The sequence below is a fragment of the Flavobacterium gillisiae genome, from assembly GCF_900107635.1.
In the GTDB taxonomy this organism is placed as follows: Bacteria; Bacteroidota; Bacteroidia; order Flavobacteriales; family Flavobacteriaceae; genus Flavobacterium; species Flavobacterium gillisiae.
Window position 1 is genome coordinate 50,001 of sequence record NZ_FNRD01000003.1, and the last position, 12,192, is coordinate 62,192.

The window sequence follows — 12,192 nt, forward strand, 5'->3', positions numbered from 1 at the left end:
AAATTCCGTACTACGTTTTATCGTAGCTACACATAATTCAAAACATTTAATTCTGACAGTCTTTACCCTTTAAAGAAGAATAAATAAATTGATATATCGCGTTTAATAATTACTATCTACTATGTAACCTTAGTATTGAGATAGATTACTATTAAAACAGACTAATGACTATAATAAGAATATTTAAATCAAATTGGTTAGTGCTATAGTAATTTCTAACAAACTAGCAACAATTATAAGGGCCGATATTCTTAGCAGTTTCTATTATTTTGTACTTACCCAGTAATTATTTGAACTACTTGATTTGTATTATGCTCACACACCCATTTTAAATAAAGATTAAATTTATTATTATAATTATTATACAAAAGTATTTTTTTTAGAAACCATTGATACAAATCGTGCAGTATTATTAAAAATAAATACCTATATTTTTAAATAGAAAAGTTTAACTTCACACTATGAAATTTAAAAAAAAAATACTTTTAATTGAAGATGATTTAAACTTAGGCGGATCTATTGTAGAGATATTCCGAATGAGTGATTTTGATGTAGATTGGCTAAAAAGTGGACCTGAAGCACTAATTTATTTAAAAAAAAATACTTGTGCCATTATTATAAGTGATTTTATGATGCCTCATATGAATGGAGAAGAGGTATTATTGGAAATTCGTAAACAAACAAAGCATAATACTATCCCTTTCATTATAATTACAGCTAACCTAGATGAAGTGATTAAATACAGCCTACTAAAAAACGGTATAAATGACTATATAACAAAACCTTTTGAGACGAAAGAATTGATTTATAAAGTTAGGAATTTATTAGATTTCCAACAAAAAATCATAAAAAAATTAACCCCAGATCCATTTTCAAAAGTTACTATAAAATTGTCTGAGACAGATTTTATCACCTCCCTAAATGAAATTCTATCACAAAATTTGAAGTCAAAAATTGATGCTAATGGATTAGCAACAAAACTTTTGATAAGTAAATCAACATTAGACAAAAAAATAAGAAAACATACTAATAAAAACACAAGTCAATATAGAAGAGAGTTTAACCTGGATTATGCAATTAAACTTATTAATCTGGGTGAAACAAACATTCAGCATCTGGTTAATGAAACAGGTTTTAATTCCTTCTCTTATTTTTCTACAAGTTTCAAATCATATGTTGGTATGTCAGCTACAGACTATATAAAATCTATTAAAGTAAAGGATTAAAAAAATATTTAACTTTTTAGCGAATCTACTTCTTAAACCCAGTTGATTCTAATATTTAGCTACTGTAACTCTAGATCCTTTAGTTCCTAAGTAAGTATACGCTTAGGCTATTTTGAGTCCACCGTAACGTTGTTTGGACTCAAAATATACGGAATAATTATTTATTTGAAAGCAACAACTCTTTATTTTTTATATCTCAAAGAAGATTATGTTTAAGAAAAGCATGTCCATCCTTTTTCGGCATCATTATGTAACATACAATAAGTGCTAGTTTTTCCTGATGATTTTTTTAGTTAATAAAATCGGTTATCCATCTGTACTACTTTAGGAGCAAATAATCTAAGTGGTGCAAATAGAGTTTATCTCTATTCAATTAGGCCCCCAAAAATTAAAACTCTTTTCAAAACCCTTTTTTATAAAATTTATTAAATAGTGATAAGTAAAACAAGAAACTTAATCCTAAATTACCACAACTGTTTTATCATCTACTAGAGAAAGACCTATTGTTTTTGGTATTGGAAATTGTAATGTTACTTTAGTCCCTTCTCCTAACTTACTTTCTAATTCAATCGAACCTGAATTCATTTCAGTAAATGTTTTAACAATATAAAGTCCTAAACCTGTACCTGAAATTCCATTTGTATTACTTGCTCGATAAAAAGTATTAAACAATTTCTTTTGGTCCTCTTCAGGAATACCAATACCAAAATCTATAACCTCGACAACAACCACGTCCTGCGTCGTAAAAAGGTTAAGAATAACATCTCCACAACCTTTAGAATATTTAAAACCATTAGCTAATAAGTTAATTAAAATATATTCCATTAATTTCTTATCAGCAAAAACAGGAAAAGCATCCCCTTTAGATACCATTTTTATTTTTCTTCCTTCTTTGTGATCAAAATCATCTAGTCCAATAACTTTCAGACAAATTTGCTTTAAATCAAAATTAACAGGGACGAAATTAGTTTTTCCTAAATCATTTTTAGAAATAACTAGCACGGTGTTCATCAAGTCAATAATACGGTCAATTTCTCCTTTAATAATATCAATTCTATTTTGCAAAAGCGGAAAATTTTCTATAATTTGATCCTTTAAATACATTAGGATTAAGTCCGCACTTGCTCGTATAGTACTCATAGGAGTCCTGAATTCATGAGAAATAGTAGAAACCAAGTTAGTCCTCAATTCGTTCAATTGCCGCTCTTTATTAAAAGCTTTTTTAACAGCGAATTTTGCTTTTTTTTCTTGTGTAATATCTCTGGTAGAAGTATGAAAACTGGCTGGCTCCCCATTCTCTTTAACGAACTTAACTTTAACTTCACACCAAATATACTTCCCTTTTTTATTTCTAAATCGCACCTGAACGACCATCTCTTTCTTTCTAGCTATAAAACCTAAAATCTTTTTTTGCAGGGTTTTCAAATCTTCAGGATGCACAAAATCTATAGGGGACAATCCAACTAAGTCTTCGGGGAAATAGCCAAATATTCCATTAACAGATGGTGAAACGTATTTCAATTTGGCGTCCAAACTATGTAAACAAACTAAATCAACCATATTATCTGCTAAAAGACGATACATGCCTTTCGCTTCATTCAGCTGTACAGTCTTCTTTTTGTTATTTTCCTCTATTAACAATTTATTTTCTTCTTCCACTCTCTTTTTTAAGGTGATGTCGACGATCTGGGAAACAAAATGGATTGATTGTCCTAGATTATCTTTTACCAGTGAAACAGATAATTGACCCCACACTATAGATCCATTCTTATGAATATATCTTTTTTCTCTAGCATAGTTAGAAATGTATCCATTGCTCATTAGCACTAAATTAACTAAATCTTCCGCTTTATCATCAGGGTGTGTAACATCTACAAATGTCATTTTATTTAATTCTTCCCTGGAGTACCCTAAAATTTCAACCAATTTAGAGTTTACCAAACACCATTTAAAGCTTATAAAATCAACAATAGCCATTCCAATACTAGAATATTCAAAAGCTCCTTTAAACTGTTCTTCACTCTGAGTTAGTTCGTCCTTTAGCTTTTTTTCATAAGTGATATCTTGCATAGCACCTACCATACGAATGGCTTTACCGTAAGCATTCCTAATAATTACCGCTCTATCTTTAACGTATGCATAAGTTCCATCAGATTTTAAATAACGGTACTCATCAGACCATGAACTCTCTCCTTTTTCAAAGGACTTTTCAATGCTTTTATAGCAATAATCTCTATCGTCAGGATGCACTAAGTTTATACTATCTGAAATCTTAAGCATATTATTCTCAAATTTGTATCCAAATTGAGAAGGGCCTCGTCCTCCTATAAATACCTCACCAGTTTCAATATCCCAATCCCACATAAGATCGGATGTAGCTTTTCTGGCATACTCAAACCTTTCGGTACTTATTTTTAAGGCATCTTCTGCTGTTTTTTGTGTAGTTATATCACTAAAAGAACATATTACATAAATTAGTTCATCATCATCTCCAAATACAGGTATAGCATTCACCAACAACCAAACCAAATCATTTGTCACAGGACGATGAACTCCCATGACAATATTATTCAATGGCTTTAATTCTTTAATAGCCCGCGGAACGGGATGATCCTCAGCTTTAAAACTACTCCCATCCAAGTGTATTACATTCCACTGTTCGTCAAAGGAAGTTTTACCAAGCAATTGATCCTGTGTAAGGCCCAACATTTGACAAGCAGAGTCATTGTTTTCCAATATTTCTGATTGTGGTCCCTGAACTAAAATCCCAACTCCTGCATTCTTGATAATATTACTGGTTAGCTGTTTACTTTTAAGTACTTCTATTTGAGCATTTTTGCTTTCCGTGATATCTAATCCAAAACCAATTAACATATCAAGTGTTCCATCATTGCGAAACAAAGGAGTAATTATTCGCTTGTGATAGTACATTTGATCACTTGTATCACAGAACTCCTCTTCCCATATAATAGTTTTCTTTTTTAGTATCGCTTTCTCGTATTTATCTGTTCGTTCAATTGCAAATGTCTCGTCACGATTCGTTCTTTTGGCATATTCAAGGTCATTTTTTCCAATAATAAATTGTCGAAGCTCATCGTTTTTAATAGCCGTAGGATTTAAATACATATACCTAAAATCACTGTCAATTACTGCTACACCAGTAGGGAGTCCATTTAGAATTTTTTCGTAAAATTCTTTTTGTAGTATAAGCTTGTTTTGACCTTCTATATATTCAGTTATTTCTCGTGACGCACCAATATAGTACGTTCCTTTTTTATTTTCTAACAATCCTATTTTACAAGAGAACCAAACATAATGGCCATCCTTGTTCCTAATTCTATAGGAATGCTCCTTTTTACCAATTGTTTTTTGTGGAATATTACCTAAATACACCAAACAAGAATCAACATCATCCGGATGGATATATTCGGTAAAATTTCTTCCTAAAATTTCTTCATTAGAGTGACCAAGCAAATTAGTCCAGTTTTGGGATACGTAAGTGACATTTCCGTTCAAATCCATTAGGTAAAAAATCTCCATAGAGTTTTTTATAAACAAATGGAATTTATTTTCATCTTGATAAACAGTATCTTGTAAACTTTTATTTTCAAGGTGCAGCTCTAAGAGGGACTCGATTTGAGCGACAGTCTGTTTTAGTGTTTTTAATTCAATTGAAGAAAGTTCTTTAGGCCTTTTATTTAAAATGCAGAGCGTTCCTGCAATTAAACTGTCTGGAATGTTTATAAGAAATCCAGCAAAAAAGTCAAAAGAGTCACTAGAGTCACTAGAGTCACTAGAGTCACTAGAGTCACTTAATTGAAATTTTGAATCTTTTTTGAAATCTGAAACTATTAAATCTTCTTTACCTACTATAAGTTCTTTAAAACCAAGAATATTGCTTGGATTTGATAAACCTTCTAAACCTATTTTAGATTTAATGGAATGCCCTTCGGTCTCTGCCAGCGTAATAAATGCATATTCAACATTGCATATTTCTGACACAAATAATAACATCCTTTCTAAATCATCATTTAATTTTAATGAATTTAGATCAATAGCACTCGCCATATTACTTATATTAGAAAATGCAGTCTTCATTTAAATTAATTTTATTGTTTGAGTAAATAGTATATTGCTCTGACGGACAATGTTTACTTGCAAATTAACGCCTATTTCATACAATAAAAAAACGCTAATTTAATTTACCGAAAATATAGTTCATTAATCACTCTTTTCGTCTAATATAAATTATTTTTTGGTTTTCTTTTAGTGAATAATTATAGAAATACTAATTTTCAAAATCTATTTGTTATTGTATTCAAACTCAACTTCGTTTTTCACCCCTCAAAATTTAATTATAATTATTATTTAAAAAAATTATTCGCTTTTTTTTTTAATTTATAAGTTACAAATTAGCTATGTTCAACTTCGACATCTAAATTTGGTTTATGATTTAAGGAAAGTCTTGCTGCACAGCTTGTTCAAATTTATTAGAATTATTTGAGATTTTTTTGTAGGAGATTAATCGTTATAAGCTGTGTCTGCAAGATATTTAAATTAAACAATGCGTAAGTCCAGTAAATTCATAGTACGACAAACCTTAAAATATTGCATTGAAGACTCACAACTTTTATTTAACAGATAAAACACTAACTGTTGCTTACTAAAATTGATTTGCTCTGGACATGCTAACTTAGCCCGCAGATTGAGTTAAGAATAAAAGACTTATTTTTAATTTATGAAACAGACGCGCAAGATTTACGACCGAGCTTTTAAAGAGAAAGCCGTGCAATTGAGTTATGAAAGGCATAACCTATCAGAATTAGCTCGTGAGCTAGGTATTACTGCCCCCCCAGTTATACAAATAGAGAAAAGAGGTCGATTATAATCAGAAATACAATAATAGTTCTATAATAATTTTATTAAATTGCTACACTTTCATTCTAAATTTAGCTACATTTGACTTTAATTAAACATGAATTATTACGTTCATTAAAATCAAGTTAAGTAACTGATAATGTTATAATTTAGCTATCAAATTAACTCATTTAGTTTTGTGGCAAAATCGTGGCACATTGGGTTATAAATTTAGACAAATGCAGCATAGATAAGGGTTCAGCCGATTAGGTTCGAATCCTACTCTCCCCACAAAACGCTACAAGAAATTGCAGCGTTTTTTTTTATCCAAGTATTACTATAGTTCAATACTGAATTTGGAAAATAAAAAAAGCTCCGTTTCTTAATAAAAAGAACGGAGCCATCTGAAACTTTAGCAACTAATTTTATTCTAATATAAAACTCACGCTTACGTTTGCCGTTATTGTGATTTCACCTTCCGCCAGCGTTTCTCTTGTTGTTGTAGCACTCTCGTCCATTGCCATAGTCTTCATTCTTGCATAAACAGGCTGTGGTTGATAAATTTGTGAATTATCTGATATAGTCATCGCTTTACCTACTTTTTGCCCTAAAACAGACACATAGTCTTCTGCTTTGAGTTTTGCGTCCTTCATCGCTAATTTTCTTGCCTCTGATTGATATTGCGCTAATTTTGAAGACTGAAAAATCACATTATCAATTCTATTGATTCCCTGATTCACCAATCCTTCCATTAACTCATCATATTGCGATAAATCTCTTAATAGAATTTCAACAGTTTGCGTGGCGTTATAACTCGTTTTCTTTTTTTCATAATCATAGACCGGATTTAATGAAACACGTTGGGTTCTATAATCAGCAGGAGAAAGATTCATTTTTTTAATGACTTTCAATACCGCTTCCATTTGTTGGTCATTTTGCTTTTTTACATCCTTAGCAACATTCCCTTTTGTTTCTACCGTAGCAGAAATAGTTGCCTGATCTGGAACAACTTTTACTTTTCCTTCTCCTGCAACACTGATTTGAGGAACTTGCTTGATTTCTTGCGCATATGACATAGTCATAAACATCATGGACAATACTACTAGTGCTTTTTTCATCTTGAACTATTTAAATTAATTTATGAAGTATTAATCTTTCAAAAGTTGTGCCACTATAATTTTCCCATTTTTGCCATCACAAAAAGAATAATTATAGGGATAGTAAGTAACACTACCATAAAAGTATGATCAACTACTAAATGTGGATTAGATATCAAAGTAATCAAATAGCCCCCAATCGCGCCTCCAAAATGCGCCGTATGTCCTATGTTATCGTTCTTAGCTCTCATTCCGTAAATAGAATACAGCAAATAAAGGATTCCAAAAAGATAAGCCGGCATCGGAATTATAAAAAAGATTCCTAACATCATGTCCGGCTGCAATAATATCGCCGAATACAAAACACCAGTAACCGCACCAGAAGCTCCTATTGCTCTATAATTGTAATCGTCTTTATGAAATACGATGGTCAATAAGCTTCCGAAAATTAAACTTCCAAAATAAATGATCACAAACGACAAACTCCCCAGATGACCAATCACCACCGGAGCAAAAAAGTAAAGTGTAATCATATTAAATGCCAAATGCGAAATATCAGCATGAAGAAAGCCAGAGGATATCAGTCTGATTTGCTCACCAGCACGAACACTTCCCATGTGGAATTCGTATTTTCTAAAAAAGGATTGGTCATCAAAACCTTTGAAACTAATAAGTACAGTTACAACAATTATTGCTATTAAAATGATATTCATAAAGTCTATTTATTGTGAATTACAAATGTACTAATTCTCAAACACCCTATTAGTACCTCATCAAAATATATCTGGATATTCATTTTTGGCCTATCTTTGCAAGAAAAAATACTGCATGCAATTTCTCGTTTTCATCATAGCCTACCCTTTTCTTTGGATTATTTCCATCCTTCCCTTTCGAATTTTTTATTGGTTGTCTGATGGAGTCTATTTTTTAGTGTATTATATTATCGGTTATCGCAAAAAAGTGGTTAGAGCAAACATTGCTTTGGCGCTACCTCATCTTAGCGATAAAGAAAGATTGGCAATCGAAAAAAAATCATACCATCATTTATGTGATATGTTTATGGAAATGGTAAAAACCATGACCATATCATCAGAGGAAATGAACAGAAGATTTGTAATCACAAATATCGAGTTGCTAAAAGAATACGAACAAAAAGAAAAAAGCATAATGCTTTTAGCTTCCCACTATGCAAGTTGGGAGTGGTTACTTGCACTTAATCAAAAAGTAAGTTATCAAGGTGTAGGGGTTTATAAAAAATTAAGCAATAATTATTTTGACAAACTAGTAAGAGATATTCGATCAAAATACAATACTGAACTCGTTACTACCAGTAAAACAATTCCTTATATCTCCCATAATCAAAAAGATGGAATCCTTTCTATATATGGTTTAGCCAGCGATCAATCCCCAAAAGCAGATCGTATTTTTCATTGGAAATCCTTTATGGGTGTTGAAGTTCCAGTACATACTGGTGCCGAAATGCTGGCCAAAAAATATGACCTTAATGTCATTTTTGCTAAAGTAAAAAAAGTAGGAAGAGGCTATTATGAATGCACACTAATTCCTATTAGCGACAATCCAAAGTCGGTTCCTGATTTTGAAATTACCGATGCTTTTATTCAGGAAGTTGAAAAACAAATCCATGAAGCACCCGAATATTATTTCTGGACTCATAAAAGATGGAAGCACAAACGCTAAGTAGCCCGTTATAATTTTAGTTTTAATTAACTGTCGATCCAAATATATTTGACTAATTTTGACATTATGCAAAACAAAATGAAGTTGAAAATCAACAATAGATTTAGCACAGAATTACCCGCAGATCCTGACCAAACTAATGTTACGCGTCAGGTAAAAAATGCTTGTTTTTCCTATGTGACACCCCAAATACCGTCGAATCCCCAATTAATCCATTTTTCAGAAGAAGTGGCAGCAATGCTTGGCATTTCTAATGAAGACGCGCAATCTTCTGAATTCACAAACGTATTTTCAGGAAAAGAACTGCTACCAGGTTCCCGTCCCTATTCCATGAGCTATGCCGGACATCAGTTTGGTAATTGGGCTGGGCAATTAGGAGATGGTAGAGCCATTATTCTTGCCGAAGTAGAAAATAAGGAACAAGTTTATACCTTACAATTAAAAGGAGCTGGCATGACGCCTTATTCCCGTAGAGCCGATGGTTTGGCTGTATTGCGTTCTTCCATACGAGAGCATTTGTGTAGCGAAGCCATGTTTCACCTTGGTGTACCCACTACTCGATCGTTATCCTTGATGCTTACTGGAGATCAGGTATTGCGTGACGTTATGTATGATGGAAACCCCGCCTATGAAAAAGGCGCAGTAGTTTGCAGAGTAGCGCCTTCGTTTATGCGTTTTGGAAATTTCGAACTGTTCTCTTCTCAAAAAGATCTGATAACATTAAAAGCAATCGCTGATTTTACGATTAAATATCATTTTTCCGAAATTAAAGGAAACACGGCAGCCAATTATGTCGCCCTTCTACAAGCAGTTGCTAACAAGACTCGTGAAATGATTGTGCATTGGCAGCGCGTTGGTTTTGTACACGGCGTAATGAATACGGATAACATGTCTATTTTAGGACTTACTATCGATTACGGACCTTATGGTTGGTTAGAAGATTACAACCCCAATTGGACTCCAAATACAACAGATCGTGAACATCGCAGGTATCGTTTTGGCAACCAAGCCGAAATAGCGCTTTGGAATTTATATCAGCTAGCCAACGCTTTGTATCCTTTGATTCAAGAAGCAGCTCCCTTAGAAGCCATATTAGAGGCCTTTCAATCGCAATATGAGGAGGAATATATAAATATGATGCGAAATAAATTAGGACTGTCCACTATAGAAGAAGAGGACAACCAACTTATTCATATCCTTACAGAAAATCTACAACTCACGGAAACGGATATGACCATTTTCTTCAGAAAATTAGGCCAAATCAAGAAAGAAGATTCTGTTGAAGAAGCTTTTGAATTGATAAAGGAATCCTTTTACAAAATAGAAGAAGTTGTAGACAAAACGTACGATGCTTGGATGTATTGGTTTACCCAATATTTAAATAGACTGCAACAGGAATCGATATCAGATGTAGATCGTAAAGTAGTAATGGATCAAGTGAATCCTAAGTACGTATTGCGAAATTATATGTCGCAATTAGCTATTGAAGCGGCAGAAAAAGAGGATTACTCACTAATTGAAGAACTACACCTTTTACTAAAAAATCCGTATCAAGAACAAGACAAATACCAAAAATGGTTTGCTAAAAGACCAGATTGGGCAAGAGAAAAAATAGGAAGTTCGATGCTATCCTGCAGTTCTTAAAAATGAATTAATGCCAACTAAAAAGCCCTTTAAGTATCTCTTAAAGGGCTTTTTTATATAAAAATAGATTTCTATTGGTTATAGTGAAAACCAGCTTTTAACCAATTCATCTTCTAACGGCTGTGCGTCCTTGTGGACAAACTCATTTGTATCTCTATTGTAGGTATAATCCAAGGCCCATGTTTTATGGTTTTCGGCCAAAGCCTTAATGCTGTTGCATACCAATTCAATTTCGACATTTGTTGTTGTAGGATGAATAGACATTCTGATCCAACCCGGTTTTCTGATTAAATCCCCTAAGGTAATTTCGTCAATCAATTTATGAGACGTTTCCTGATCTACGTGCAATAAAAAATGTCCGTAAGTACCAGCGCAACTGCATCCACCGCGAGTTTGTATTCCGAATTTATCATTCAGTAATTTCACACCCAAATTAAAATGTAAATCATCAACATAGAATGAGATTACGCCCAATCGATCTTGATGCTGTGCCGCCAAAATTTTAATATTAGAAACAGCTCCTAGTTCTGAGAAGATATAGTCTACAATTTCATGTTCTCTTTTTAGGATATTATCAATTCCCATCTGCTCTTTTAACTGAATAACCAGTGCAGTTTTAATGACTTGTAGAAAACCAGGAGTTCCCCCGTCTTCTCTATCTTCGATATTATCGATGTACTTATGTCCGCCCCAAGGATTAGTCCAAGAAACTGTTCCTCCTCCGGGATTATCAGGAACTAAATTTTGATATAATTTTTTATTAAAGACTAAAACACCACAGGTTCCAGGTCCGCCAAGAAATTTATGTGGAGAAAAGAAAATAGCGTCCAAATAGCTTTCTGAATCTTCAGGATGCATGTCTATTTCTACATAAGGTCCCGAACAAGCAAAATCAACGAAACAAAGTCCGTGATGTTGATGCATTATTTTTGCCACCTCATGATAAGGCGTTCTTATTCCCGTTACATTAGAACAAGAAGTTATTGATGCAATTTTAAAACTTCGGTCTTTGTATTTATCTAATAGTATTTCTAAGTTTTCAATACTTAATAGTCCGTCCTCCGTAGAAGGAATTACCTCAACATCAGCAATTGTTTCTAACCAAGAAGTTTGATTTGAATGGTGCTCCATATGCGAAATAAACACAACTGGTCTTTTATCTGCAGGTACATTTATAAAATCTTTTAAGTTCTCCGGCACTTTCAATCCCAGAATACGTTGAAATTTATTGACTACCCCAGTCATACCCGTTCCGTCTGTAATGAGAACATCGTCACTATTTGCATTAACATGCTTTTTTATAATGCTTCTAGAATGGTGGTACGCTTTAGTCATTGCAGTACCGGACACCGTAGTCTCCGTATGTGTATTGGCAACAAAAGGCCCAAATTCATTCATCAATTTTTCCTCAATCGGACGGTATAAACGACCACTGGCTGTCCAGTCTGTATAGATAATTTGTTGTTGTCCGTACGGAGATTTGAAGTCTTGATCGATTCCGATGATATTCTTGCGAAATTGTTGGAAATACTGTTCTAATTGGGTTGGATTCTCTTTGGTTGTCATTCTAATCATTATTTGGTTGTAAAGATAATTGAATTTTAGGGAATCTGCAATTGAGATCGACTGTCATTCGTACGAATGAAATTTAGAAAAAACTGTTTCTAAAT

8 protein-coding genes are annotated in these 12,192 nt (G+C 32.9%); 4 read left to right on the plus strand and 4 right to left on the minus strand.

What is annotated here, in order from left to right; translation table 11 throughout:
- The first annotated feature begins 461 nt into the window (after window positions 1-461).
- Window positions 462-1,226 (plus strand): response regulator transcription factor, encoded by a 765-nt coding sequence (locus BLV35_RS05450; protein WP_091085971.1) that lies wholly within the window; start codon window positions 462-464, stop codon window positions 1,224-1,226.
- 459 nt (window positions 1,227-1,685) lie between these two features.
- On the opposite strand, the gene BLV35_RS05455 is transcribed toward BLV35_RS05450, so the two are convergent.
- Window positions 1,686-5,324, minus strand: coding sequence for a sensor histidine kinase (locus BLV35_RS05455; protein WP_091085973.1), 3,639 nt, complete (start codon window positions 5,322-5,324; stop codon window positions 1,686-1,688).
- A gap of 640 nt (window positions 5,325-5,964) precedes the next feature.
- On the opposite strand from BLV35_RS05455, the gene BLV35_RS19255 reads away from it, so the two are divergent.
- Complete coding sequence (locus tag BLV35_RS19255) at window positions 5,965-6,114, plus strand: hypothetical protein (RefSeq protein ID WP_176980581.1); 150 nt, start codon at window positions 5,965-5,967, stop codon at window positions 6,112-6,114.
- A 394-nt stretch (window positions 6,115-6,508) separates the two neighbouring features.
- Here BLV35_RS19255 and BLV35_RS05460 read toward each other — a convergent pair whose 3' ends face one another.
- Both BLV35_RS05460 and BLV35_RS05465 read right to left on the minus strand, forming a co-directional pair.
- On the minus strand, window positions 6,509-7,201 hold the full coding sequence (locus BLV35_RS05460) for an SIMPL domain-containing protein (protein WP_091085982.1): 693 nt from the start codon (window positions 7,199-7,201) through the stop codon (window positions 6,509-6,511).
- Window positions 7,202-7,254: 53 nt separating this feature from the next.
- Entirely contained in the window at window positions 7,255-7,893 is a 639-nt protein-coding gene (locus tag BLV35_RS05465; RefSeq protein WP_091085983.1) for a rhomboid family intramembrane serine protease, read from the minus strand.
- Between the two features lie 115 nt (window positions 7,894-8,008).
- On the opposite strand from BLV35_RS05465, the gene BLV35_RS05470 reads away from it, so the two are divergent.
- Together BLV35_RS05470 and BLV35_RS05475 are read left to right on the plus strand one after the other, a co-directional pair.
- Entirely contained in the window at window positions 8,009-8,878 is an 870-nt protein-coding gene (locus tag BLV35_RS05470; protein ID WP_091085986.1) for a lysophospholipid acyltransferase family protein, read from the plus strand.
- A gap of 78 nt (window positions 8,879-8,956) precedes the next feature.
- Window positions 8,957-10,522 carry a protein adenylyltransferase SelO gene (locus BLV35_RS05475; RefSeq protein ID WP_091086701.1) on the plus strand — a complete coding sequence of 522 codons (1,566 nt, stop codon included), beginning with the start codon at window positions 8,957-8,959 and terminating at the stop codon, window positions 10,520-10,522.
- Window positions 10,523-10,600: 78 nt separating this feature from the next.
- Here the strand turns inward: BLV35_RS05475 and BLV35_RS05480 are convergent, their stop codons facing one another.
- Window positions 10,601-12,088, minus strand: a complete 1,488-nt coding sequence (locus tag BLV35_RS05480; RefSeq protein WP_091085990.1) for an aminotransferase class V-fold PLP-dependent enzyme — start codon at window positions 12,086-12,088, stop codon at window positions 10,601-10,603.
- Window positions 12,089-12,192 lie beyond the last annotated feature (104 nt).

Coding starts and splice junctions, on each gene's coding strand:
- BLV35_RS05450 (WP_091085971.1), top strand. CDS start 462: ATGAAATTTAAAAAAAAAATACTTTTAATTGAAGATGATTTAAACTTA.
- BLV35_RS05465 (WP_091085983.1), bottom strand. CDS start 7,893: ATGAATATCATTTTAATAGCAATAATTGTTGTAACTGTACTTATTAGT.
- BLV35_RS05455 (WP_091085973.1), bottom strand. CDS start 5,324: ATGAAGACTGCATTTTCTAATATAAGTAATATGGCGAGTGCTATTGAT.
- BLV35_RS05460 (WP_091085982.1), bottom strand. CDS start 7,201: ATGAAAAAAGCACTAGTAGTATTGTCCATGATGTTTATGACTATGTCA.
- BLV35_RS19255 (WP_176980581.1), top strand. CDS start 5,965: ATGAAACAGACGCGCAAGATTTACGACCGAGCTTTTAAAGAGAAAGCC.
- BLV35_RS05480 (WP_091085990.1), bottom strand. CDS start 12,088: ATGACAACCAAAGAGAATCCAACCCAATTAGAACAGTATTTCCAACAA.
- BLV35_RS05475 (WP_091086701.1), top strand. CDS start 8,957: ATGAAGTTGAAAATCAACAATAGATTTAGCACAGAATTACCCGCAGAT.
- BLV35_RS05470 (WP_091085986.1), top strand. CDS start 8,009: ATGCAATTTCTCGTTTTCATCATAGCCTACCCTTTTCTTTGGATTATT.